The organism is Oceanobacillus salinisoli, from assembly GCF_009733865.1.
GTDB classification, from domain to species: domain Bacteria; phylum Bacillota; class Bacilli; order Bacillales; family Amphibacillaceae; genus Oceanobacillus; species Oceanobacillus salinisoli.
This window is the reverse complement of record NZ_WOFB01000008.1, coordinates 1-25,591: the sequence shown is the minus strand read 5'-3', so window position 1 is coordinate 25,591 and position 25,591 is coordinate 1. Positions and strand designations below refer to the sequence as shown.

Annotated in this window: 20 protein-coding genes; all 20 read right to left on the bottom strand. The window is 40.1% G+C overall.

Features of this window, described 5'->3' with window-relative positions; genetic code table 11:
- Positions 1-394: 394 nt before the first annotated feature.
- The 20 genes from GMJ66_RS07980 to ilvD all read right to left on the bottom strand — a co-directional run bounded on the left by GMJ66_RS07980 (position 395) and on the right by ilvD (position 25,395).
- Positions 395-673 carry a YciI family protein gene (locus GMJ66_RS07980; RefSeq protein ID WP_156289798.1) on the bottom strand — a complete coding sequence of 93 codons (279 nt, stop codon included), beginning with the start codon at positions 671-673 and terminating at the stop codon, positions 395-397.
- Between the two features lie 194 nt (positions 674-867).
- Positions 868-2,715: an asparagine synthase (glutamine-hydrolyzing) gene (gene asnB, locus GMJ66_RS07975; protein WP_156289797.1), complete on the bottom strand. Its 1,848-nt coding sequence runs from the start codon at positions 2,713-2,715 to the stop codon at positions 868-870.
- Positions 2,716-3,004: 289 nt separating this feature from the next.
- On the bottom strand, positions 3,005-4,129 hold the full coding sequence (locus tag GMJ66_RS07970) for a glycerate kinase (RefSeq protein ID WP_156289796.1): 1,125 nt from the start codon (positions 4,127-4,129) through the stop codon (positions 3,005-3,007).
- A gap of 4 nt (positions 4,130-4,133) precedes the next feature.
- On the bottom strand, positions 4,134-4,823 hold the full coding sequence (rpiA, locus tag GMJ66_RS07965) for a ribose-5-phosphate isomerase RpiA (RefSeq protein WP_156289795.1): 690 nt from the start codon (positions 4,821-4,823) through the stop codon (positions 4,134-4,136).
- Between the two features lie 36 nt (positions 4,824-4,859).
- Complete coding sequence (locus GMJ66_RS07960; RefSeq protein WP_156289794.1) at positions 4,860-5,717, bottom strand: chemotaxis protein; 858 nt, start codon at positions 5,715-5,717, stop codon at positions 4,860-4,862.
- A 199-nt stretch (positions 5,718-5,916) separates the two neighbouring features.
- Positions 5,917-7,767, bottom strand: coding sequence for an oligopeptide ABC transporter substrate-binding protein (gene opp4A / locus GMJ66_RS07955; protein WP_156289793.1), 1,851 nt, complete (start codon positions 7,765-7,767; stop codon positions 5,917-5,919).
- A gap of 154 nt (positions 7,768-7,921) precedes the next feature.
- Positions 7,922-8,830: an ABC transporter permease gene (locus GMJ66_RS07950; protein ID WP_156289792.1), complete on the bottom strand. Its 909-nt coding sequence runs from the start codon at positions 8,828-8,830 to the stop codon at positions 7,922-7,924.
- Positions 8,831-8,928: 98 nt separating this feature from the next.
- On the bottom strand, positions 8,929-9,891 hold the full coding sequence (opp4B, locus tag GMJ66_RS07945; RefSeq protein ID WP_156289791.1) for an oligopeptide ABC transporter permease: 963 nt from the start codon (positions 9,889-9,891) through the stop codon (positions 8,929-8,931).
- Between the two features lie 6 nt (positions 9,892-9,897).
- Positions 9,898-10,830, bottom strand: coding sequence for an ABC transporter ATP-binding protein (locus GMJ66_RS07940; protein WP_156289790.1), 933 nt, complete (start codon positions 10,828-10,830; stop codon positions 9,898-9,900).
- A complete protein-coding gene (locus GMJ66_RS07935; RefSeq protein ID WP_156289789.1) occupies positions 10,808-11,827 on the bottom strand; it encodes an ABC transporter ATP-binding protein in 1,020 nt (339 codons plus the stop codon). Before GMJ66_RS07935 ends, GMJ66_RS07940 begins: the two co-directional genes overlap by 23 nt.
- Positions 11,828-12,282: 455 nt before the next feature.
- Positions 12,283-12,750, bottom strand: coding sequence for a hypothetical protein (locus tag GMJ66_RS07930; protein WP_231514869.1), 468 nt, complete (start codon positions 12,748-12,750; stop codon positions 12,283-12,285).
- Positions 12,751-13,385: 635 nt separating this feature from the next.
- Positions 13,386-14,345, bottom strand: coding sequence for a threonine ammonia-lyase (gene ilvA, locus GMJ66_RS07925; RefSeq protein ID WP_231514868.1), 960 nt, complete (start codon positions 14,343-14,345; stop codon positions 13,386-13,388).
- A gap of 107 nt (positions 14,346-14,452) precedes the next feature.
- Positions 14,453-15,040, bottom strand: coding sequence for a 3-isopropylmalate dehydratase small subunit (gene leuD / locus GMJ66_RS07920; RefSeq protein WP_156289787.1), 588 nt, complete (start codon positions 15,038-15,040; stop codon positions 14,453-14,455).
- Positions 15,041-15,053: 13 nt separating this feature from the next.
- On the bottom strand, positions 15,054-16,463 hold the full coding sequence (leuC, locus tag GMJ66_RS07915; RefSeq protein ID WP_156289786.1) for a 3-isopropylmalate dehydratase large subunit: 1,410 nt from the start codon (positions 16,461-16,463) through the stop codon (positions 15,054-15,056).
- Positions 16,464-16,477: 14 nt separating this feature from the next.
- The gene (leuB, locus tag GMJ66_RS07910) at positions 16,478-17,572 is read right to left on the bottom strand and encodes a 3-isopropylmalate dehydrogenase (protein ID WP_156289785.1); all 1,095 of its coding nucleotides are present in this window, start codon (positions 17,570-17,572) and stop codon (positions 16,478-16,480) included.
- Between the two features lie 535 nt (positions 17,573-18,107).
- On the bottom strand, positions 18,108-19,652 hold the full coding sequence (locus tag GMJ66_RS07905; RefSeq protein ID WP_156289784.1) for a 2-isopropylmalate synthase: 1,545 nt from the start codon (positions 19,650-19,652) through the stop codon (positions 18,108-18,110).
- The gene (ilvC, locus tag GMJ66_RS07900; RefSeq protein WP_156289783.1) at positions 19,639-20,676 is read right to left on the bottom strand and encodes a ketol-acid reductoisomerase; all 1,038 of its coding nucleotides are present in this window, start codon (positions 20,674-20,676) and stop codon (positions 19,639-19,641) included. The genes GMJ66_RS07905 and ilvC overlap by 14 nt, the downstream gene beginning before the upstream one ends.
- A gap of 19 nt (positions 20,677-20,695) precedes the next feature.
- On the bottom strand, positions 20,696-21,214 hold the full coding sequence (ilvN, locus tag GMJ66_RS07895; protein ID WP_156289782.1) for an acetolactate synthase small subunit: 519 nt from the start codon (positions 21,212-21,214) through the stop codon (positions 20,696-20,698).
- Positions 21,211-22,935 (bottom strand): biosynthetic-type acetolactate synthase large subunit, encoded by a 1,725-nt coding sequence (ilvB, locus tag GMJ66_RS07890; protein WP_156289781.1) that lies wholly within the window; start codon positions 22,933-22,935, stop codon positions 21,211-21,213. The genes ilvN and ilvB overlap by 4 nt, the downstream gene beginning before the upstream one ends.
- A 765-nt stretch (positions 22,936-23,700) precedes the next feature.
- Complete coding sequence (ilvD, locus tag GMJ66_RS07885) at positions 23,701-25,395, bottom strand: dihydroxy-acid dehydratase (protein ID WP_156289780.1); 1,695 nt, start codon at positions 25,393-25,395, stop codon at positions 23,701-23,703.
- Positions 25,396-25,591 lie beyond the last annotated feature (196 nt).

Genomic DNA, 25,591 nt, shown 5'->3' with positions numbered 1-25,591 from the left:
TTCTTGAATATTTACGTTCTTACTCATCAATAGAATTGTATCAAACTTTTTTATAAATTATCGGACTTTAAAGATCCATTCCAAAGCCACACTTTGCTGATTTGACCAAAAGCACAAGCCACCCATTTAGCACGTACGGACTGCGCCTGGCCATGCTAGGTGGTCCGATGTTGCCGCGTAAAGCGGCGTTCTCAATCGGATATTCCTCTCGTAGGAGATAAAGAAAACTTTAAGAAAATCTGGTATTCGCTCGTCTTTTAGCAAATATGTCAGTTTTTCTTAAACTTAGGACGAGAATACTTATCTACGTTAAACCTACTTCTTGGTTAAAATTTTATAATTTCCTAAACATGGAAAAGGGAGCTGTTTTTGTCAACAACTCCCCGAATCATCTTTATTTTGGCATGGTTTCAACTGTAGTCATTACCCATTCACGAATTTCATAACCTCTTGCACCACTTGACACATATGGATCCTGTTTTACCATTTCTTCCGCTTCTTCTTCACTTTCCGCTATGTATATAACTAAACCGCCTGAACCGTCTGCAAACCGGCCTTTGGCAAATACTTTCCCCTCTTCCTCTTTTACTTCCAAGTATTCCAGATGTGCTGGGCGCATTTCTTTACTTTTCTCCTCATCTTTCATTGGTAAATAGACTGCAAAGTGTTTCATTGTGCTCATCCCCTCTTCATTCTTTATGCTATTTTATTATAATGGAATATTCATCTTTTTGATAGGAGCAATCAGAAAAACTCTAGTATTCACGGCTTCTTAGAACCATACTAGAGTTAACTGAGAATATCATTTTAATAAGAATGTAATTACTACTTTCTTGGGATGAAGCAAAAAGCAACTTCCCCATGCTTCTATTCACTTACTTTTACATCGTAGGTTTGCAGCCAATGATCGATTTGGCAAAGGTGGGCGATTAGCTGTGGTCCTCTCATTAATTGGCCATACCAAGGTTCTTTAAATTCCTTGCCCTGACTATTGACAATAGCTTGCACCTTATCGCGCTCGATAAAGTCAAATAACGGGGAAGAGGAGTCTCCAAGAATAGACTCCATCCACTGCGTGACCTGCTTCGTATATTCTGGTTGGAACGTCCGCGGATATGGGCTCTTCTTGCGATATAAAATTTCATCCGGCAAAATTCCTTCTAACGCTTTACGCAAGATCCCTTTTTCTCTTCCTTCCAATGTTTTCATTTCCCATGGGATATTCCAGACATATTCTACTAATCGATGATCGGCAAATGGAACACGCACTTCCAGACTTGCCCCCATACTCATTCGATCCTTACGATCTAAAAGCTGTGCCATAAACCAATGCATATTTAGATAGAATAACTCTCTTCTTCTAGCATCCTCTTTAATTTCCCCATCTAATTTTGGTGTTTCAGCTATCGTTTCTTTATAACGTTCATGTACATACGTTTTTAAGTCCAGTTTCTCTTGCCATTTTGGATGTAATAAGTTAATCCGGGAATCCAGTGATTTCATCCACGGGAACCCATCCCCACCTGCAGTTGGGTCATGGAACCAAGGATAGCCACCGAAGATTTCATCGGCACATTCTCCTGATAAAGATACAGTAGAGTATTCTTTAATTCGGCGACAGAACGACAGTAACGAAGAATCAATATCCGCCTGTCCTGGCTGGTCTCGAACTTCTACCGCTTCTTTTAATAAATCAGCGAGATCCAAACCTGAAATGATTTCATCATGATGATCGGTTCCAAGCGCTTTTGCCATTTTTTCAATAAATGGTCGATCACTCGATGGCTGGAATTTACTGGATTCAAAATGTTTTTCATTACCTTCATAATCAACCGAAAATGTCGCTAAAGGACCTTTTCCCTGTTTTTCAAAATAATCTGCAGCAACCGCTGTAATTGCACTGGAATCAACGCCACCAGATAGGAATGTGGAAACAGGAACATCTGCAACGAGCTGCCGCTGTACAGCATCCACAAATAACTCTCTAACCTTTTCAGCCGTCTCCTCCACATCATCTTGGTGCTCCTTACTTTCTACATTCCAGTACCGCCATACTTTTAAACCTTGATGCTTGGAAAAGGTAAGGGAATGACCGGCACGCAATTCTTTCATCCCTTTAAATAATCCATGACCAGGCGTTCTGGATGGGCCTAATCCAAAAATTTCCGATAAACCGCTGCGGTCTACTTCTGCAGTCACCTCTGGATGAGCCAAAATTGCTTTTAATTCTGATCCAAAAATGAACTGCCCATCCTTTTCCCGATAAAATAATGGTTTCACACCCAAACGATCCCTTGACATGAAGAGCTGTTCTTTTTCTTCATCCCACACACCGAATGCATAAATACCATTTAAGTATTCGACACAGTTTTCCTTCCATTCCATATAAGCTGTAAGTAAGACTTCCGTATCCGATGTGCTATGAAAGGAATATCCCTTTTGAATAAGGTCTTTACGCAAATCCTCTGTATTATAAAGCTCGCCATTATATAGAATGGTGTAAGTAATCCCATCTTTTTCTTTGCTCATTGGCTGTTTGCCACCTTCCAAATCAACAACCGAAAGCCGTTTATGACCAAATGCAGCATGATGATTCATCCAAAATTGCGTATCATCAGGTCCACGCAGTGACAGTGTTTCCGTCATTTTTTCTAATGTTCCTCTTGATGACCTGACATCTTTTTGCCATTCAACAAACCCCGTTATTCCACACAATTTCCAATCATCCTTTCCTTTAGGCTACAACCCATCCTATGCGCCCAGATTAAAAATGTGCCCATAATTAGCTATGTACTGAAACTCCATAACATGGTTCATGAGCTCTGGTCAGGCGTCTTCGCATTCCCTCTCTGGTTATGTTCGGTATTCTTTAGGCTTAAGCCGTTCTCATCATTTATGAGCGCTTCTCTAAGTTATATTCACGAAGGGTTCGTTAAAAAAATAATTAGCAAAAATTTTGCATAAAAAAAAACCACAAAGGAGGAAATCCCTTTATGGTCTACTACTATGTTACTGAACGAATGAAATGGATGACTTGTTTCGTCTGCTGATACAATAATTCACCAGCTTTTTCCATACATTCCTTTAATGTGATTGGCTTCGTAACGATGGAAAAACAGCCTGAAAACTTCTTCATAAGCTGATCTATGTCTCCGTCTATACTCCCTGAAATCAGGACGACTGGAACATCATACTTTTCAGCGAGAGAAGCGACGTAGCCAGGAGCTTTTCCGTAAAGGGTTTGTTCATCACTTTTTCCTTCTCCGGTAATAACGAAATCGGCCTGTTGAATAGTAGATTCCATCTCCATTGCTTCTCCAACTAATTGTGCTCCGGAAACTAATTTAGCACCTAAAGTGAGGAAAGCAAACCCGAGTCCACCCGCCGCTCCTGCTCCAGGATAATTTTTTATGGACTTATGCAGTTCTGCTTCTATTAAGTCACTAAAAGTATCCAATGCCTGATCATATATTGGAATTCGCTCTTTCAACATTCCTTTTTGCGGCCCATAAACAGCCGTCGCACCGTTTTCCCCACAAAGTGGATTGTCTACATCACTTGCCACTTTGATCGATACATGCTTAAACCTTGAATCCATTTCCGAAAAATCAACACGGTCAATGTATTGGACATTTTTTCCAAACGGTTCTACTTCTTTTCCTTCTTTATTCCATGCCTTCATTCCAATAGCCTGAAGCATGCCATGTCCACCATCATTTGTCGCACTTCCGCCTAATCCAACAATCATTTCTGTACATCCCCGACTCATGGCATCGAGCATAACTTCTCCGATTCCATATGACGTTGTATTGTCCGGATTACGTTTTTCTTCAGGGACCTGGGTTAAGCCGGCAATTGAAGCCACTTCAATAATAGCAGTTGTTTGATTAACCATACCATATGTCGTCTGAATGCTTTCACCTAGTGGACCTTTACATGAAACAGAAATTTCTTTTCCACCGTTCGCTTTCAGCAGCGCTGCTAATGTCCCCTCTCCTCCATCGGCCATTGGTTTTTCCATAACATCCGCTTCGGGAAAATCCTGAAGTATAGCCTCTTTCATTCTGTTTGCCGCTTCAATGGAAGTTAAGCTGCCTTTAAATGAATCAGGAGCAACAACGACTTTCATTCCATCACCCGTTTCTTTGGATCACTTCTACCTTTTCACCGCCACCTACAATCACTTTATCGGTCATGTTTGTAAATAATCCCGTCTCTACAACACCAACGATTAATTTTAATTGTTTATGTAATGATTCTGGTTCCAAAATCTCATTAAAATAGCAATCTAATATGTAATTTCCATTGTCCGTTACATATATTTCATTGTCTTGATGGCGCAATGTAGGCTCACATCCTAATGCAGCTACCTCCTTCTTTGTCATTTCCCAGCCAAATGGCAATACTTCTACCGGTAAAGGAAATCTGCCTAAATGCTTTACTCTTTTGGATTCATCCACAATAATAATTAATTCTTTTGCGGCTTCAGCAATGATTTTTTCTCGAAAAAGGGCACCACCACCACCTTTGATTAATTGCAAGTTTTCATCCACTTCATCTGCCCCATCAATGGTTACATCCAATGCTTCGACTTTTGAAAAATTGGTAAGTGGGACACCGAATTCTTTCGCCCAGTCTGCAGTTAAATCGGAGGATGGAATTCCCTCAACATGTAGGCCCTCTTCTTTGATTCTCTCACCTAGTTTTTTTACCATCCAGTAAACCGTTGAACCAGAACCTAATCCAACTTTCATCCCATCTTCTATGTAATGAACTGCTTCTTCCCCAACTAATTTTTTCAACTGATCCTGTTTACTTAACATGCCGACTCCTCCTAACTAGTATACTTTCATTATAGCTTATCTATTAATGGTTCTCCACGTTTTGGCTAAACTTTCTGCGATGGTTTGTGCGATTTTGTCATTCGTATCATAGTGAAAATGAGAGAGTGGATTCCAGCTTGAAAAAAGTCCGCCAGCATTAATAGCCACATCTTTAGTTACAGCTTTATCATACGTATCATTTATCCCTTTTAGGGGGAAAGCAAGAACATCATCTTTATCGTAAAAATTAATCCATTCACCCTTCAGCTCGGGGTAGGTTCGTTTGATTCTTGAGGAAGGAACTTGAATTGGTGAACCAAAATCGATAAATCGGAGCGACCAGAGTGCTAGTGGGCTTCCGGTTGTATAAAATAAAGTCAGTGTCTCACATTGTTCCAGTGGCGTGTCCCCCGTACACTTAATGGTTTCAGGCCCGCGATTATCCTGCTTAAATTGCAGATCATAAAAATAATTGTTGGCAACAACCGTTCCTAAACTATGACTAACTACACAAAGTGGTGCATCAGGTCCCGCTTTCTCTCTTAATCGTTGGAAAGAGGTTGCCACAAAAGCATGTACTTTATCATAACTTTGATTTGGCTGCTTCGTTGGCTGATAGGCAACTGCATCTGCTAAAAACTCAATAACAAACTTCCTCAGTCTATGGTAATCCAAATCAGCACTCTTCTTCAGCCGATGCCATAGCTCTGCTTGCTCCTGTTCAAATACCGTTGACCAATGAATCGGTTGAAAGACCAAATGATTCGTCGCAGCATTTCTGCTACGCATGTTTTTATTAAACTTTTTGGATATCCTCAATATAATTTTCTCAGCAAAATCCTCTTCTGGCGTACCCGCCCCATGAAAAATAGCAACCGCAATCTTCATAGACATTCCCACCCCCCCCTTGTCTTCACCCTTATCGTACGTTACATATTACAGCCAAAGAAGTGAAAAAATACCTAAATCTTTCATTCGACAATTTCCGAGCTTTTTCGGGAAGTGACAGGCACCCCAAAGCACCCAAAAGTGGAAAGAAACCAATAAGCGCAAAAAGAAGACTCGTAAACTACGAGCCTTCTAAACTTGCTTGTTATTCAGCAACATATGGTTCTTCTTGTGTTACACCAACTTCATGCCATGCATAATTCCAATCAAAACGAACGGAAAAGTCAGTAACACGTTCGTTTACAGGGACTAACATAGCTCGATATAGTGTTGGAAATACAGGGATTTCATCCACCATTAACTGCTGCCATTCTTTGTATACATCAATACGATAATCAATATCCAACGCTGCTTCAGAAGAACCCTCTTCCAATAAACGATCATTTTCTTCACTAGCATAACGTGGATAATTGAATAATGCATGACGTCCATATAACCCTTGTTGGTCTACGTCGTAACCAGTACCCCATGCACCTTGATAAATATCAATTGCGGAATCATCTGCCTCTACACGGTCATAAAAGGAATTAAATTCTAGTAGTCTGCCATCTACAAGTTCCACTTTTAGGCCTACTTGTTCCCACGCTTGAATATAGTAGTTTGCAATTGGTTCAGCAATGTCCCCACCTTCCATGGAGGCAAAGTTAATCACTAACTCTTCCCCGTCAGGCGTTTCACGAATACCATCCCCATTTACATCTTCATATCCAGCTTCATCTAGAATTCGATTTGCTTCATCCGGATCATACGATGGAGCTTCAATGGTTGCATCATGGTAATCAGGAAATGCTGGTATAATTAATGTTGTTCCAGCCCAGCGAAGTCCATTGTAGAACCTCTCACCAACTGCGTCATTATCAACGGCATACCACATAGCACGACGCAAGTTTACATCCGCCATTTTCGCATCTGGATCTACTACAACTTCCCCAGCATCTTCATCCCAGTGCCCTAATTTGAAACCAATATATGTGTATGCATTATCAATTTGTCCTAGCCATTCCACATTGTTCATTCTTGCTTCCACATCTGGGAACTGATCCGTAGGGAAACTGTGTACTGTATCCACTTCCCCAGTTTCCAATGCCTGGGCAGCCGTTGTGGATGGGATAACTTTTAATGTGATTCCATCCAGTTTCGGAGCACCTTGCCAGTAATCTTCATTGGCAACAAATGTTACCGATTCTCCAGGTACAATGCTGTCTACTTTAAATGGCCCCATTCCAATTGGATTCACACGAACCGCATCCGATGATGACATGTCGGCAACTGGAATATCTTCAAAAATATGTTTCGGCAATGCATAATGCCAAACACCACTGGCTAAAAGAGATGGATTAGCTTCTTTATATGTGATTTTTAATGTTTTCTCATCGACTACTTCTATACCGAAAATCGAATCTGCCTCTCCCGCATGGTATTCATCCATTCCTACGATGTTCTGAAACGTTCCATCATAACGTACACCATCATAGTCCGGATGACCAATGACTTCATAGGCAAATGCCCAGTCTTCCGCTGTTACTGGTTCCCCATCATGCCAGTTCACATTATCACGGATTGTAAATGTAAATTCTTTGCCATCTTCGGAAAACTCAAATGTAGCTGGACCATCCTGGGTATAGTTAAAGTTTTCATCTACATGCAATAATGGGTCATCAAAGAACTTAATAATTTCAAAATCATAATTACTTGAATAGAAATTATAGTTCAAAGTACCTTCAAATGGGCTATCTGAAACTAAACCATATTGTAGCGTCCCCCCATCCATTGGCTCTCCTTCATTTGTTTTATCTGTGTTAAAGTCGTCAATGGAATAGATAGCCTCTTCATTAGCCGGCTCTTCTCCCTCCTCTTCTGTACCTTCTTCTTCTGTTGCTTCTGGTTCATCCGTACCTTCTGCTTCTTCATCTGAACCACTACTGCATGCTGCCAGGATAACCAACAAAACAAGCATCAGGGCTAATAGCCATTTACTATAACTTACCTTCTTCATCCTTTTAACCTCCCTTTTTTATCCCTCTTTGTTTTTTCAACCAGCTCTATCTAGAATGAACTGACTGATTATTTATACTCAACATCAACTGTAAAATTGATGTAAGTAACTATCATGAATGATTAATCTAAATTTATCCCTCTACACCTTTACATTACCCTCTTCTTTGTCTTGCATCGGTTGCACGTCTTAATGCTTCTCCGACATTTCTCACCGCAAGCATTAAGACTAGAATCATGACTGCTGCAGGTACCCAAATCCACCATCTATGCTCAAGCGTCTGAGGGTTTGTGGCATAACTTAGCAGTGTACCAAGACTAGGTGTACTTTCAGGAAAACCAAATCCTAAAAATGATAATCCTGATTCCAGTCCAATATTGGAAGCTAAATTCAATGTCATCGTAACAATAATGAGAGAACTTACATTTGGCATCATTTCTCTAAAAATAATTTTCGGATGGGATGTGCCAAGTGTCCTCGATGCTTGCACATAATCCAATTCCTTCTCCTGTAAGGCCTTCGATCTAATGACTCTCGCTATACTCATCCAACTAAATGCTGTGAAAATTAACGAAAAAGCAAGAATACTATAATTTGGAACAATAGCTACAAAAACGATAACTAACATCGTAAAAGGCAAAACTTGGAAAAAGTCTAAAATGCGCATTAACACATTGTCTACATGTCCTCCAAAATATCCAGCGGTTAATCCAAATGTTACACCAATCATCCCACTTAACAATGTGACGATTAATCCAATCGAAATCGAGTTTCTTGTGCCAATAATGAGCTGTCCAAACACATCACGCCCACCATAATCCGTTCCCAATATAAATTCTTCAGAAGGCGGCTCATTAATGGCAAATAAATCTACCTTCACAATTTCACTCTGATCGAGAATAAGGGAGGAACCGTAAACAAATATTCCAATAATAATTAAGAATAATAAAGATATCAACGCTAACTTATCCCGAACCAACTCCCGCCACAGAATTCTAAAACTAGACGGACTCTTCGTCAGATTCTGTGATTGTTTATCCATGTTCATTTGATTGATTTCCATTCGTCTTCACCTCAGAGCCTATCTATTTTTTCCCGCGATTCGTTCAACTAACAAACAGTAGGGAGAAAGGTAAACCCATACTGATTGTTAGTTTCACTTTATTTAATTCGAATTCTCGGATCTATGATGCTTAAAATAATATCTGATACGAGTGCACCAAGAATCGCTGCCAACCCAAACAATAAAACAACGGCAGTTACGACACTAAAATCACGTTGCACAATGGAATCAAGAAACAACTGCCCCATTCCCGGATAGCTAAAAATGCGTTCCACAAAAATTGTCCCCGTAATTAATAACGTAATTTCATAGCTAAAATAGGCAGCGATTGGAAGGAGAGAATTTCGAAAAATATGTCTGTTATAAACTCTGGTTTCCGAAGCCCCTTTCGCCCTGGCTGTGACAACAAATTCCTTTTGCTTTGTATCGACAATTTCACTGCGTAAATATTGAACCGTAGAAACCGTTTGGATTAAAGCCATAGATAACGCAGGCAATAACAAATGATTGACTTTACTTAATATATAATCCATGGATCCGGCTTCTAATCCTGGTGCAACACTTCCACCAGTAGGAAACCATTGAAGCTGATACCCAAATACCCATAACATGACTAATGCAAAAATAAATAATGGTGTAGCAAAACCTATATACGTATAACCCGTAATGGAAGAATCTAGTAAAGTATCATTATATCGACCACTTAATATCCCAAGTGGAAGCGCAATAATATATGTAAATAACAAGGTTGCAACAGCAAGCCAAAATGTATTAATGAGCCGCTGCTCGATTAAATCTGTAACATCCATTTTATAACGAAAAGACTGACCCAGGTCCCCCTGCAACAATCCGGACACCCAGTCGGCATATTTAATATGCCAGGGATCATTTAGTCCCAATTTCTCACGCTGCTCCTCTATGGCAGCCCGATCAACATTGGGGTCAACCAATCCTGTTAAAGCATCGCCTGGCATCGCCTGAGCCATTAAGAATATAATGACACTTAATAAAATCAACTGAGGAAATGTAGTTAGCATTCTTCTTACAATAAATTTCCACATAATCTATCAACCTTTCTCCGGTAACGCTACGAGATGCGTGTCAGATACAGGTTTCAAACTATATGCCAGGCCATCGCTATCAAAATAATCATCATAAGATTCTTCAAATTCCTTCTGTATGTCTTGGCGGAATTTGAAGCGTTTTTCACGATTTCCCGGTTCCGTATCAGGAATAGCTGAAACCAAACGTTTCGTATAAATATGTTGTGGATAATTAAAAATCTCTTCCTTCGTTCCTTGTTCTACATATCTTCCTTTATACATAATCGCAATATCATCACACATGTGTTTAACAATCCCGAGGTCATGACTGATAAATATATACGTTAATCCCAATTCTTTTTGAATATCCCGCATAAAATTTAAAACCTGTGCTTGAACAGATACATCCAGTGCTGATACTGGTTCATCCGCAATAATTAATTTTGGTTTTAACGCAATGGCCCTGGCTATACCAATCCTCTGTCGTTGCCCACCAGAGAATTCGTGTGGATACTTTAATATACTTTCAGGGCTCAATCCAACTAGTTCCAAAAGTTCCTGTACTCGTTTTTTTTCTTCTTGTTTGGATAAATTTTCAAAGTTTCGAAGTGGTTCCGCAATAATGTCCTTGACTCTTTTTCTAGGATTTAAGGAAGAATATGGATCCTGAAAAATCATTTGAATATTTCTCCTGACATCTTTTGTTTTACTTTGCTTTTTCGTTATATCTTTCCCGTCAAATATAATGGTACCTGCAGTAATGTTTTCTAAACCCATCACCGCTCGGCCAGTGGTCGTTTTACCCGAACCTGATTCTCCAACTAAACCATATGTCTTTCCTTGTTCAATGGAAAACGAAACATCATCAACCGCTTTAATATGATTGACCGTACGATTAAAAATACCTGCCTTAATAGGAAAATAGACTTTTAAATTATTTACTTCGAGTATCACCATGTACTTGTGCCTCCTTTGCTTCATCCTGGAAGTGAAAATGTTTATAACATGTACAACGAACAAAGTGACCAGGCTCTATCTCGTGTAATACTGGATCTTCTTCATGTGCAGAAGAATCAAGCCACGGAATTCTTTCCGCAAACCGGCAGCCTTCGCGTGGTAAATGTTGAAGTGATGGTACAATTCCCTGAATAACAAGGAGCTTATCTTGACCTTCTGCTGGAACAGAAGTTAATAAAGATCTTGTATACGGATGCTTCGGGTTTTCAAATAAAGTAAAAACATCCGCTATTTCTACGATTTGCCCCGCATACATCACTGCAACCCGGTCAGCCATTTCGGCTACAACACCTAAATCATGTGTAATAAGAATGACACCTGAGCCCATGTCGTTTTTTAATTTTCTGATTAAGTCCAGAATTTGTGCTTGGTTTGTTACATCAAGTGCTGTTGTTGGTTCATCGGCAATTAACAATTCCGGTCTGTTGGCAATGGCGATCGCTATAATGACACGTTGCCTCATGCCACCAGATAATTCATGTGGAAATTGTTCATATACATATTCCGGTCGGGGAATTCCAACCATGGTTAAAAGTTCGATTACTCGATCTTTGCGTTCTTTTTGAGACATTTCTGGCCTATGTAAAATAAGTGTTTCGCTAATTTGTGCCCCAATTTCCATCAGAGGATTTAATGCAGTGAGGGGATCCTGGAAAATCATCGCCATTTCATCCCCACGCAACTGATTTAATTGCGCTGGAGAAATGTTCACGATATCTTTTCCATTAAATAAAATATTTCCTTCCATTTTTGCTCTTGTATGTAACCCCATAATTGAAAAGGCGAGCGCACTCTTCCCTGAGCCTGATTCTCCTACAATACCAAGGACTTCATTTTTATTTAAAGTTAGTGAAACATCATCTACAGCTGCATAGTATTCATCACCAATCCGAAAAGAGGTTTTCAAGTTTTTAATTTCCAGAAGTTTCTGGGTCATGTTAATCCCCCTAGCAATTCGATTTTGACCAGACATTTTTCCTGAAATTACTTTTCAAAATAATTAGAAATCTTTTTATAAAAAAATTAGTTGATTTTTATATTTCTTATTCGATCATTTTAGCTATTTCGGAAAAATGGGTGATGTACTATTACAATATATTAATTATAATATGTTTCCTAACTCTGAAATTTAAATGTAAAGAAAATTTAATATATTTAACATGTTATAAGAATTATAATTTAATACTTTCAGAAAATCAATATCTTTTCACAAATTTCCATATTCTGTTATTGTAAAATAGCTTCTGGTTTTAGGGAAAAAGCTGTATTTGATAACGCCTTCTTTCTTTCAATCAACACTCATCATAAAGGGAATACTCAATTGATGTGGCGAGCTAGTTTAGCGATAAAAGAATTCAAATTCCCCCCCTCCCTAAGGAGAGGGGAGGTTAGTTAGCCCGCATAATCCCAAAGAATTTTCCAATCATCTTCTGTCTCTGTAGCATATACATGTTGTGTAATGGTAAACCTCCCGTACTTCCCTGAGAATCCCTGATAAACAGTAACTCGATAAGCCGTGTCAATCGGTTCTTTTCCTTCTTCCATAATCCAGTCATTTACTTTTTTTACATCCCCAATCGAGAAAGAAAATGTATCCACACCAAAATGATTTCGAAATACATGTGGGCGATCTTCCATATAATGTCCTTTTTGAAATTTTTCCTGCATATATGGATGAAACATTTCCCATGATTCCGAATAATAACCTTGCTGCTCATATTCATAAAAAGTCTCTACTGTATTTTTTGCCTGTCTTCCGGAAGAGAAAAAGAAGAGCGAAAAGAATAATATTACTATAAGAAGTGCAAACACAATACCTGCGACGAATAAGATTTTTCTTCCCTGTACCGTTCGAATCAATTACACCAGCTCCTTTATTTCGGATAAAGGCCAATTAGCGGTGGCATTTCCACCTTCATTAACTAATTTTATGAACTGGCCCAACGAAATATTAAAACAAGTCTTTTCATTTACATTTCAATCAAAGGATTTTTCCCACAAAATCTGTAAGCCGCGAAGCAAACTGCCACTCTTATACCCTCGCTCTGGAAATACAACTTCCTCTGGTAACCATTGAGCCTTCAAATCTAGCACTCTTACAGATATTTCGGTTAGCCGCGGGTGATCGTTCAGTTTTCTTATCTGATCATTCAGCTTTCATTCCAGGAATTCAGCTTTCATTCCAGGAATTCAGCTTTCATTCCAGGAATTCAGCTTTCATTCCAGGAATTCAGCTTTCGTTCCAAGAATTCAGCTTTCATTCCAGCAATTCAGCTTTCGTTCCAGGAATTCAGCTTTCTTCCAGGAATTCAGCTTTCGTTCCAGGACTTCAGCTTTCGTTCCAGGAATTCAGCTTTCGTTCCACGAATTCAGCTTTCGTTCCAGGAATTCAGCTTTCGTTCCATTAATTCAGCCTTCACAAAACATGATTCAGTCTTCCCCACAAAAAAAAGACTCACTATCCAAAATAGAATAGTGAATCTTTACTATATATTTCACAATGCAATGGAAGCCTTTTTCTCCATAGGATTCAGTTGATTTGCAAGTTCCTGGATTTTTGACATCGTTCCAATATCAATATTTCCACCACTTACAATCACACCACAATGCCTGGAATGTATCTTATCATTATGGGCAAATAGAGCAGCTAATGCAGCTGCGCCAGCACCTTCCATTAAGGTTTTATTCCGTTCGAGCATATAGACAATGGCGGATGCGATTTCTTCATCCGCAACGGTTACAACATCATCGACATAGCTATTGATTATCGGCAATGTTAATTCGCCAGGCTGCTTTACGGCAATCCCTTCTGCAATGGTTGATACTGTATCTAATTTCGTGACAGAGTTACGATGAAAACTCTCATAGATAGCAGGTGCACCGCTTGCTTGAACACCAATCACCTTTATGTTACGATTCACGTGTTTCGCGGCAACGGCAATTCCACTGATTAACCCTCCCCCACCAATTGGTACGAGAATGGTATCGATTCGATCCTCTTGACGCAGCATCTCCATGACCATGGTACCTTGACCTGTCATAATATCATAATCGTCAAATGGATGAATATAAACAGCGCCACTTTTCTTTTGATGCTCCACAGAAGCTTCATATGCCTCCTGGAAACTTTCTCCGGTAAGTACAACATCAGCACCATAATTCCTTGTTGCATTTACTTTCGCTAATGGTGTTCCTTCAGCCATAAAAATCGTTGCTTTTGCTCCAAGCTTGCTTGCGGCCAAGGCAACTCCCTGTGCATGATTTCCAGCAGAAGCGGTGATTACACCCTTTGCCAGCTGGTCTTTTGTCAACTGCATAAGCTTATAGCTTGCTCCGCGAAATTTAAATGCTCCTGTTTTCTGCTGGTTTTCCATTTTAAAATAGACATGTTTTCCAACTAATCTGTCCGTTGTTGCTGATGTTAATAATGGTGTACGGTGAACAATATGCCCCAAACGCTTCCAGGCGCTATGGACTAACTCACCTTTTAGGCAATCCCCAATTGAGTCACACTCCTTAATTTTTAACTAAATAAGATTATTAAAAAACTATACGAAAAGTATTAAACTTGGGTTGATTCTTCATACGCCTTAATCTTATCATCCAATAATAAAGTTAAAGCAATATCATCCCAGCCATTTAAAAGTTTCTCTTTATGGTAGGCAGGGATATCAAAATCGACGGTTCCTCCATTTTGATCCTGTATTTCCTGTTTTTGCAAATCCACGGTAAGATAAAACGCACCGTCCTCTGATTGTTTCATCCACTCCAATATTTGACTCTCTTCCATTTTAATCAAAATAATGCCATTTTTCAAAGCATTATTGTAAAAAATATCGGCAAAGCTCGGAGCAATAACTACTCTAAATCCATAATCCAGTAATGCCCATGGTGCATGTTCCCTAGAGGAACCACAGCCAAAGTTTTCACCGGCCAACAAAATGGATGCACCGTCAAACTGAGGCTTATTCAAGTCAAAGTCTTCCCGCTTGTTTCCATTATCATCGAAGCGCCAATTATAGAAAACAAATTGGCCAAATCCAGTTCGTTCAATTCGTTTTAAAAATTGCTTTGGAATAATTTGGTCTGTGTCAATATTTGTACGGTTTAAAGGAAAAACAAGCCCTTTATGCTCTTTGATTGCTTCCATTCCTGGCACCTCCTTAGTTTAATACCCCGGATTGAAATTTGCGGACATCGATAAAACGGCCTTCCACCGCAGCAGCTGCAGCCATTTCTGGACTTACAAGATGGGTACGGGCACCATTTCCCTGGCGACCTTCAAAATTCCGGTTTGATGTAGAAGCACAGCGTCCACCTGCAGGCACAATATCATCATTCATCCCTAAACACATACTACATCCTGAATCACGCCACTCAAATCCTGCTTCTTTAAAGATTTCATCAAGTCCCAGTTTTTCCGCTTCCAGTTTCACACTGAATGACCCTGGTACTACGATAGCTTTCACGCCATCTTTTACTTTTCTACCTTTAATAATGTCCGCTGCTTTCTGTAAGTCTCTTAATCTGGAATTTGTACATGAGCCAATAAATACATGGTCAATTTCGATAGAAGTAATTGGCTGATTCTCTTCTAATCCCATGTAGTCTAGAGCTCGTTTCACGTCTTCCTTATGGTCCACTTCATCCAAACTTGGTGTCGTCCCGCCAACTGGAACACACATGCTTGGGTTCGTTCCCCATGATACTTGTGGTTCCACTTCTTCCGCATTGATGACAACTGTCCTGTCATACACTGCCCCTTCATCTGTCGCCAATTCGAGCCATTCCTGAGCTTTTTTCTCAAACGCTTCTCCTTCAGGAACATACTCTCTTCCTCTTAAAAATTCTACTGTCGTTTCATCCGGGCTTATAAGACCTGCCCGTGCTCCACCTTCAATGGACATATTACAGATTGTCATGCGCCCTTCCATTGGAAGTTTATGAATCGCTTCTCCTGTATATTCCATTACATAGCCAGTTCCGAATTTAACACCAAATTTAGCAATGATAGCCAGAATCAAATCTTTAGCAGTTACACCAGGTCCAAGGTCACCTTTTACATGAACATTTAATGTTTTCGGACGTTCCTGCATCAATGTTTGGGTAGCAAGAACGTGTTCTACTTCACTTGTTCCAATCCCAAATGCAAGGGCACCAAATGCACCATGTGTCGATGTGTGACTATCCCCACAAACAATGGTCTTCCCTGGCTGCGTTAGTCCAAGCTGTGGTCCAATTACATGGACAATCCCTTGATCCGGGTGAAACATGTCTGCTAATTTAATTCCAAAATCTTCACAATTTTTACGTAAGGTTTCCATTTGCTTCTTGGAAATTTCATCTTTCACAACTTCTCTATTTTTCGTTGGAACGTTATGATCCATGGTAGCAAATGTCAAGTCAGGTCTGCGTACTTTTCGGTTATTTAACCTTAACCCTTCAAATGCCTGTGGCGATGTTACTTCATGTATTAAATGCTGATCAATGTAAAGTAGATCGGGTTTCCCTTCTTCCTGATGGACTACATGTTTTTCCCAGATTTTTTCAATGATTGTCTTTGGTTTCCCCATTTTCTCGCCTCCCATCACACGTATGTACTACTAATGCTATCGTTCGTAAGATTCTCTAAAACTGCTTTCGTCATTTCCTTCGTTCCTACTTGATTTCCGTTCTGGATATTCAAATCTGCTGTATGATAGCCTTGTTCCAAGCATTCATTGACAGCTTTTTCAATTTTTGATGCTTCCTCTTCCATCCCAAATGAATGTCGCAGCATTAATGCCGCAGAAAGAATCATACCAAGCGGATTTGCAATACCTTTCCCAGCAATGTCTGGTGCCGAACCATGAACTGGCTCATATAGCCCTACCCCATCCGAACGAATGCTTGCTGAGGGCAACATCCCAAGTGAACCTGTTAATACAGATGCTTCATCACTTAAAATATCTCCGAATAAATTCTCGGTTACCATAACATCAAACTGACTTGGATTCGTAATGAGCTTCATGGCAGCTGCATCGACCAGCAAGTGCTCCACTGTTACATCAGGATAGTCTTTGGATTTTTCCTCCACCACTTCACGCCATAGCCTGCTCGATTCCAAAACATTGGCCTTGTCAACAGATGTAAGGTGTTTTTTCCGAATTCTTGCACTTTCAAATGCTTTCTCAACGATTCGTTCCATCTCTTCCCGAGTGTAAGCAAGTGTATCCACAACGCTATTCCCGTTGTCCCTCCGCTCACTTGGCTGACCAAAATAAAGACCACCTGTTAGCTCGCGGATAATTAAAATGTCACTGCCTTCAATAATTTCCTGTTTTAAAGGTGAGGCATGAAGCAATGCTTTAAATCCTTGGATCGGTCTTAGGTTGGCAAATAAGCCTAATTCTTTCCGGATTCCTAATAGACCTTTTTCTGGCCTGTTATTTGCTGGAACATTATCCCATTTCGGACCTCCTACAGCCCCTAATAGAATAGCGTCTGCCTGTTGAGATGCTTCAATCGTATCTTTTGGAAGAGGCGTACCAAATTGATCGAAGGCGTCCCCTCCAATTGCATGCTGATGAAATATAAACTCATGATCGTATTTACTTGCAATAACATTTAAAACCTCTTTTGCTGATTCCATAATTTCTCTTCCAATTCCATCACCTGGAAGAAGAACAATTTCCTTTTTCATGCCGTCCCCCCTCTATTTAAAAATAGTTTTTATTCGCTTTTGTAACAAGATGTATAAACAGCGGCGTAACTTTAGATAATGTTGGTACTAATCTACCGCTACGGAAATGCACTAGGCTTTCCGTGGGCGGTTGGTGAGCCTCCTCGTGCTGTCGCGTCTTTAGAGGGCTCACCGATGCCTCTTTTCCCACAGGACAAGGAAGGCTTCGACAGCGTTACATCGCACGCAGAAAAAGCGCTTTTCTTTTTCAAGGAGTCTCCGTATATTTCCTCCGCTAGTATTGTGCTAAACAATCCCAGATCATTTATTTTATAAATACTATTATGCTAGTGATTGAAGCGGAGAACTGTAGACTTCTAAAAAACCATCCACATTTTCTTTGTGCGATGTGATGCAACAATTGCGGAGCGTCCCTGTACTAGGGGAGAGCTCGAAAATTGAAGCCTCCGAGGAAAGTGGTTTTCATCCAGGTAGGCTTAAATGTTTTTCCTTAGATCCACGACTACACGGAGTTAAATCTATGGTGCAGTGTTTTTTATTTCACTACTTCTTTCTGCTTAACAGATTGCTGTTTAATAATATAGCGATTCACTGCGTTTAAATAGGCATTAGCTGATGCTTCGATGACATCCTGTGCTGTACCTCTACCATTCGTTGGTTCGCCATTGACGGATAATTGAACATGGGATTCTGCGAGCGCATCTTTGCCGCCACCAACAGAGTTAATTTGATAGTCTAAAAGATTTAAATCTTCCTTGATTAAGTTAGAAAGCGTATTGTAAAGCGCCTCTACACTACCTTTTCCAGTACAAGCCGTTTGCACGGATTCCCCTTCAGGCGTCTCCAGTGAAACAGTAGCTGTTGGAATATCTGCTGAGCCATAATGGACTTGGAATGTTTCCAATTGATACTTATTCACAGCAGCTGCCTCTGTTTTAATTTCCATGATGATTGTATAAATATCATCATCTGTTACTTCTTTTTTGTGATCTGTAAGCTGTTTGAACTGTTTAAAGGCCTCTTTTACCTGCTCATCTGTCAATTCAATGCCAAACTCTTTCACTTTATCTTTAAATGCATGTTTTCCGGAATGTTTTCCAAGGAAAAGCGTATTGGAGCTAACCCCTACCAATTCTGGTGTAATAATTTCGTAGGTTTCTGTGTTTTTCAGTACCCCATCCTGGTGGATACCCGATTCATGGGCATATGCATTTCTTCCAATAATGGCTTTGTTTGCCTGAACATACATTCCAGTTAATTTAGAAATCAAATCACTGGAGCGCTTGATTTCATTAAGCTTCAAACCAGTTTCATACGGATAATAGTCTGATCTGATTTTTAATGCAACCGCAACTTCTTCCAGGGCCGCATTCCCGGCACGTTCCCCAATTCCATTAATGGTACCTTCTACTTGGGTTACCCCATTTTCAACAGCTGAAATAGAGTTCGCAACCGCCATTCCTAAGTCATCATGGCAGTGACAGGAAAGACTTACTTTATCAATATTAGGAACCGTTTCTCTAATAAAGTGGAACATTCTTCCATATTCTGCTGGTGTCGTATACCCTACCGTATCTGGAAGATTAATAACCGTTGCCCCTGCATCGATTACTTTTTCAATAATTTGGGCTAAGAAATTCCAGTCTGAGCGGGTTGCATCCTCTGCAGACCATTCGATTTGTGGAAATTTCTTCTTCGCATAGGAAACCATGTTCACCGATTGTTCGATCACTTGTTCCGGGCTCATCTTTAATTTATACGTCATATGAATAGGTGATGTGGCTAAGAATAGATGCAATCTTGGTTCAGCTGCACTTTTTAATGCTTCCCACGCTGTATCTATATCCGTTTTTGTTGTTCTTGCTAAACCGGTAACTGACGTATCTTTAATGGTGTCGGCGATTAATTTCACCGCATTAAAATCACCTTCAGAGGAAGCAGGAAAACCTGCCTCCATAATGTCTACTCCTAATCGTTCCAACTGTTTGGCAATCTCAAGTTTTTCCAGTTTATTTAGGTTTACACCAGGTGATTGTTCTCCGTCCCGAAGCGTTGTATCGAAAATTTTAATTCGTGACATGAACGTTCCCTTCCTTTTCTTTATTATCTTCAATTGGCTGTTTCACAAATGGCATTAGCGCACGTAACTCTTTTCCAACTTGTGTAATTGGATGATTGTATTCTTTATTATTGATTGCATTAAATTGTGGACGTCCAGCTTGGTTTTCTAAAATCCAGCCCTTCGCAAATTTACCAGTCTGGATATCTTCCAATACGTCTTTCATACGTGCTTTCGTATCTTCGTTCACAACACGTGGTCCTGATACAAAGTCACCCCATTGTGCCGTATCAGAAATGGAATAACGCATGTTTTCCAATCCACCTTCATACATTAAGTCCACAATCAGTTTCATTTCGTGCAAGCATTCAAAATAGGCAACTTCCGGCTGATATCCCGCTTCTGTCAATGTTTCAAAACCAGCTTTTACAAGGCTTGTTAAACCACCACAAAGTACTGCTTGCTCCCCGAATAGATCGGTTTCTGTTTCTTCTTGGAAAGTTGTTTCAAGAACGCCTGCTCTTGCTGCACCAATTCCATCTGCATATGCTAATGCAATCTCTTTTGCGTTTCCTGTTACATCCTGGAATATTCCGTATAGTGCAGGAACCCCAGCGCCTTCTTCATAGGTTCTTCTTACTAAATGTCCTGGGCCTTTAGGTGCTACTAGAAATACGTCCACATTTTCAGGTGGTACTACTTGATTAAAGTGAATATTAAATCCGTGTGCAAAAGCTAAAGAACTTCCTGGTTTTAAGTTTGGTTTAATGCTTTCTTCATACACTTTCGGCTGATTTTCATCCGGCAATAATACCATTACAACATCTGCATCACTTACTGCTTCTGCAACAGAATGTGCTTCAAAGCCATCCTCTACTGCTTTTTGCTGTGATTTACCTGCACGAAGTCCAACTACTACGTCATATCCACTGTCACGAAGGTTGCGTGCATGGGCATGGCCTTGAGACCCGTAACCGATAATTGCGATTTTCTTTCCTTGTAATACCTCTTTTTGAATGTCTTTTCCATATAATACTTTTGTCATTTTAATCTCCCTCTCCTATTTAAATTAGTAGTGTATTAACTTCCTGAACGGGTTCTGGCTGCCTTCCTCTTTGGAATGCCGTTACACCTGTTCTGGTTAGTTCCTTAATTCCATATGGTTTTAATAAATTAATTAGTGCATCGACTTTATCTGGTTTGCCTGTGACCTGGATAATCAGGCTGTCTTTACTTACATCAATGACATTTGCACGAAACGGAGTAATGACCCCCTGTATTTCTGTGCGATTTTGGCCGGTGCTGCCAACTTTAATTAATGCTAATTCCCTGGCCACAATTGCTTTATCCGTAATGTCGGAAACCTTCAGTACATCGATTTGTTTATTCAGCTGCTTCGTTAACTGTTCGAGTTTTTGGTTATCGCCGATTTCGACAACAAACGTCATTTTCGAAATGCCTTCTGTTTCAGATGTACCTACCGAAATACTTTCAATATTGAATTGACGCTTGGTTAGCATGCCTGTAATTCGGTTAAGTACCCCACTGCGATTTTGAACGGTTGCGGTTATAATCCGTTTCATTTTGTCACCCCGATCATTTCGTGATTTCCTTTTCCTGGAGCAACCATTGGATAGACGCATTCCTGCTTCACGACTCGACAATCCACAACTACAGGACCGTCATAGGAAAATATATCTTCAAGCATGGCAGGTACTTCCTCTTCCTTCTCTATTCTCATTCCTCTAATTCCATAACTTTCAGCAAGTTTGATGAAATCCGGGTTTTCTGATAATAGAGATTCCGAATATCTTTCTTCATAAAATTTCTCCTGCCATTGTCTAACCATTCCAAGTGCCTCGTTGTTTACGATGATCACCTTCACTGGCAGATTACGCTGTTTAATCACGGCTAATTCCTGAAGCGTCATTTGGAAACCGCCATCTCCAACTACCGAAACGACTAATTCATTCGGTGCACCTAGTTGCGCGCCAATTGCAGCAGGAAAACCAAATCCCATCGTTCCAAGACCACCGGAAGTGACCCACTTATCAGGCTGGTCAAATTTATAGAACTGGGCTGCCCACATTTGATGCTGACCAACATCGGTTGTTACAATTGCTTTGCCATTAGAGGTTTCGTAAACTTGCTCAATTAACCATTGTGGTGAAATAAGGTCATTGGAACGTTCATACCAAAGCGGATAGTCTTGTTTCTTATTTTCTAATGCTTCAAGCCATTCCTGATGATGGTTCATCTCAATATCTATGTTCAGTAATAGCTGCAAAGCTTCTTTGGCATCCCCTACTACAGGAATCTTCGTGGAAACATTTTTGCCAATTTCCGCTGGATCAATGTCGATGTGAGCAACTTTTGCGTTTGGTGCAAAATGCTGAAGTGCTCCTGTTAATCGATCATCAAATCTGGCTCCAATATTAACAAGCAAATCGGCTTCGTATATTCCCATGTTAGCTGCATAGGTTCCATGCATTCCTGCCATCCCTAAGGAAAGTTTATTCGTTCCTGGAAAACTCCCTAACCCAAGTAGTGTGGTCGCTACTGGAATTTGATGTTTTTCAACAAATGTCTTTAATTCTTCAGAAGCCTTAGCGAATAATACCCCAGCTCCTGCTAGTAGTAGTGGTCGTTTAGCGCGACTTAAAGCGTCTGCGAGTTTGCGAATTTGTAATGGATTTGGCTTGATGGTTGGCTGATAACCAGGTAAATGAAAATCTGTCTTAAACTCTTTTGCAGTTATTTCTTGTGCAATATTTTTTGGAATATCTACTACAACTGGCCCTGGGCGTCCTGTTGAAGCAATATGAAAAGCCTCTTTGACAACCCGTGGTAATTCCGTCAAATCTGTTACCTGGTAATTGTACTTCGTAATCGGTGTAGTAATGCCAATTATGTCAGCTTCCTGAAAAGCATCAGTACCAATTACCCCCGTTGCGACTTGGCCAGTAAAAATAACTACTGGCAAGGAATCCATCATCGCGTCCGTGATTCCAGTAATTAAGTTTGTCGCTCCCGGACCTGAAGTGGCGATGACAACGCCAGGTTTTCCAGTGACTCGTGCATAACCTTCTGCTGCGTGAATTAATCCTTGTTCATGCCGACAAAGAATGTGCTCAAAAGGTGTGTCTGCACGATACAAAGCATCATAAATCGGTAAGACTGCTCCTCCCGGATAACCAAATACGGTGTCAACATCAGCGTCTACCAATGAACGGATAAAGACATCTGCACCAGTTGTCATTGTGCTTTCTGCTACTTGCTCCTTAGGCTTTGCCTCAACTTTCACTACTACTTACCTCCTCTAAATAATTTGTATAATATGGGTGAATCTATAGTAAAACTGCCTTCAGAGTGTCCCTCCTAATGGCGTTATACTTATTTGTTTAAGCAGTGGATAGCTTGCCTTTTAATATATAAAAAGGCCCTTTCCTCCCTAAACAAATCTGCATGATTGCAGAAATTATTGGGGAGAAAAGAGCCTTCTTTTCACGGTACCACCCAGTTTCATAGCATCCTCACGAATACTACCTCACAGACTGTTAAATCCAGTCTATTTTGATAACAGGTAATGAGAATACCTGACCAAACCTACTTGAGGAAGTTTGTAACGTCCGCGTTCAGTTTGGCACTCTGGGAGGAGATAGAAACACGGTGTATTTCTAGGCTTCCAGCAACCCTAGATCTCTGTGAATACACGTATGTGCTTCTATATATCCCATCATCGCTTTAGCAATATTTTAAAATTCCACTTATCACTCTTTTTAGAAAGAATCTATGAATGGAAAACATTTTAAATTTCTGATATTGGAAGTTATGATATAACGTTTTTGCAAGAAGGTCAATAGGTATTTGTCATTTTTTTTCGCCAATTCCTACCCCGCAATATATTGCAATCGTTTCCAACGGCCGTATAATCATGTTTTACCAAAATAATTTTTTTTATAAAATTTCCTTAGTATTTAGAAGAAAACGCTCCAATTAGTAAATCGGAGCGTTCCTCTTAATAACACTGTATGCAATATATCGCAGGGAATATACTTTCTATTTTCTTTTATAGAAAATCAGTTACGGCACCTTTAGATGCACAAGAAACGGTATGTGCATATTTACCAAGGATACCTTTTTTATACAATGGCGGTGCTACCCATTCTTTGCGGCGAGCTTCCAATTCCTCCTCGGACACATCGAAGGAGATTTCTTTTTTATCGGAATCAATCGTCACTTGATCTCCCTCTTTTAACAGTGCGATTGGTCCACCATCCTGTGCTTCTGGTGCAATATGACCAACAACTAGTCCATGTGTACCACCAGAGAAACGTCCATCCGTAAGCAATGCTATTTTTTCTCCTAATCCTTTACCAACTAAAAGACTGGAGATAGACAGCATTTCCGGCATACCTGGTCCGCCTTTAGGTCCCACATAACGAATAACAAGAACATCGCCTTCTTTGATCTCGTTATTTAATACGGCATCTGTCGCTTCTTTTTCACTGTCAAATACTCTCGCAGGTCCTGTATGACGTTTTACTTTGACACCAGAGACTTTTGCAACAGCACCAGTTGGAGATAAGTTCCCTTTTAGTACAATAAGTGGTCCATCTTTCCGTTTTGGATTATCAAATGATGTAATCACTTGTTGCCCGTCTAAAAGGTTTGGTGCGTCCGCAAGATTTTCCGCAACTGTCTTACCTGTTACCGTTAAGCAATCTCCATGAATGTATCCTGCTTCATAAAGAAGTTTCATGGCAGCTTGTACCCCACCAACGTTATGCAAGTCCTGCATCACATAGCGGCCGCTCGGTTTCAAATCAGCTAAATGTGGTACTTTTTCTTGCATACGATTGAAGTCATCCATCGTCAAATCCACTTCTGCAGCATGGGCAATAGCAAGTAAATGCAGGATAGCATTTGTTGACCCACCTAAAGCCATAACAACGGTAATCGCATTTTCAAAGGCTTTTTTCGTCATAATATCTTTTGGATAAATTCCTTTTTCCAATAAGTGATAAACAGCCTCTCCAGCAGCAGCTGTGTCCGCAGCTTTTTCAGGGGACTCTGCAGGGTTGGAAGCACTTCCTGGTAAACTCATACCCATTGCTTCCATAGCCGACGCCATCGTGTTGGCCGTATACATTCCACCACATGCACCAGCGCCTGGACATGCACTGCATTCGATTGCTTTTAATTCCTGGTCATCAATATCGCCATTATTATGTTTTCCAACACCTTCAAATACAGAAACAAGGTCAATATCTTTTCCATTATGTCTCCCTGGAGCAATCGTTCCACCATAAACAAATACCGCCGGAACATTCGCATTCGCAATGGCTATGGCACATCCTGGAATATTTTTATCACAAGCTCCAATAGCTACAAGCCCGTCCAAATTCTCAGCACCAACAACTGTTTCAATCGAATCCGCAATTAAATCCCGACTAGGTAAGGAATAACGCATCCCTTGAGTACCCATGGATATCCCATCGGAAACCGTAATCGTATTGAACTGAAGTGGTACTCCACCAGCTTCTCTTGTTCCTTTTTTCGCTTCGGCAGCTAAATCATTTAAATGAATGTTACAAGGTGTAACCTCAGCCCATGTACTTGCTACCCCAATCATCGGTTTGGTGAAATCTTCATCGGTAATACCTACTGCACGAAGCATAGCACGGTTTGGGGCTTTCGTTGCTCCTTCTGAAAATACCTTACTCTTAATCCGTAAATCCTTTGTTTTATCTTTAGTTGACATTTTATATATCCCCACCTTTCTTTCGAATCATTATATGACTATTTGTCGAATTGTTCAATGAATTTTTTCAAGTCGAATGATGTTTTTGTCATTTTGTGAAGACATTTTAAATTTTCCACCTTAGAAATATTTTCCGAATAATAATTGACAATATTTTAATTATTGCTATATTAAATCATAAATATATGATTTTTTG

Excerpts from the sequence above, each read along its gene's own strand:
- ilvC (WP_156289783.1), bottom strand. The coding sequence starts at position 20,676 with ATGACAAAAGTATTATATGGAAAAGACATTCAAAAAGAGGTATTACAA.
- leuB (WP_156289785.1), bottom strand. The coding sequence starts at position 17,572 with ATGAAAAAGGAAATTGTTCTTCTTCCAGGTGATGGAATTGGAAGAGAA.
- GMJ66_RS07935 (WP_156289789.1), bottom strand. The coding sequence starts at position 11,827 with ATGACCCAGAAACTTCTGGAAATTAAAAACTTGAAAACCTCTTTTCGG.
- GMJ66_RS07905 (WP_156289784.1), bottom strand. The coding sequence starts at position 19,652 with ATGTCACGAATTAAAATTTTCGATACAACGCTTCGGGACGGAGAACAA.
- GMJ66_RS07940 (WP_156289790.1), bottom strand. The coding sequence starts at position 10,830 with ATGGTGATACTCGAAGTAAATAATTTAAAAGTCTATTTTCCTATTAAG.
- ilvN (WP_156289782.1), bottom strand. The coding sequence starts at position 21,214 with ATGAAACGGATTATAACCGCAACCGTTCAAAATCGCAGTGGGGTACTT.
- leuC (WP_156289786.1), bottom strand. The coding sequence starts at position 16,463 with ATGGGGAAACCAAAGACAATCATTGAAAAAATCTGGGAAAAACATGTA.
- rpiA (WP_156289795.1), bottom strand. The coding sequence starts at position 4,823 with ATGTTAAGTAAACAGGATCAGTTGAAAAAATTAGTTGGGGAAGAAGCA.
- GMJ66_RS07980 (WP_156289798.1), bottom strand. The coding sequence starts at position 673 with ATGAAACACTTTGCAGTCTATTTACCAATGAAAGATGAGGAGAAAAGT.
- opp4A (WP_156289793.1), bottom strand. The coding sequence starts at position 7,767 with ATGAAGAAGGTAAGTTATAGTAAATGGCTATTAGCCCTGATGCTTGTT.
- GMJ66_RS07950 (WP_156289792.1), bottom strand. The coding sequence starts at position 8,830 with ATGGAAATCAATCAAATGAACATGGATAAACAATCACAGAATCTGACG.
- GMJ66_RS07970 (WP_156289796.1), bottom strand. The coding sequence starts at position 4,129 with ATGAAAGTCGTTGTTGCTCCTGATTCATTTAAAGGCAGCTTAACTTCC.
- opp4B (WP_156289791.1), bottom strand. The coding sequence starts at position 9,891 with ATGTGGAAATTTATTGTAAGAAGAATGCTAACTACATTTCCTCAGTTG.
- GMJ66_RS07960 (WP_156289794.1), bottom strand. The coding sequence starts at position 5,717 with ATGTCTATGAAGATTGCGGTTGCTATTTTTCATGGGGCGGGTACGCCA.
- leuD (WP_156289787.1), bottom strand. The coding sequence starts at position 15,040 with ATGGAAGCAATCAAAGAGCATAAAGGGCTTGTTTTTCCTTTAAACCGT.
- ilvD (WP_156289780.1), bottom strand. The coding sequence starts at position 25,395 with ATGTCAACTAAAGATAAAACAAAGGATTTACGGATTAAGAGTAAGGTA.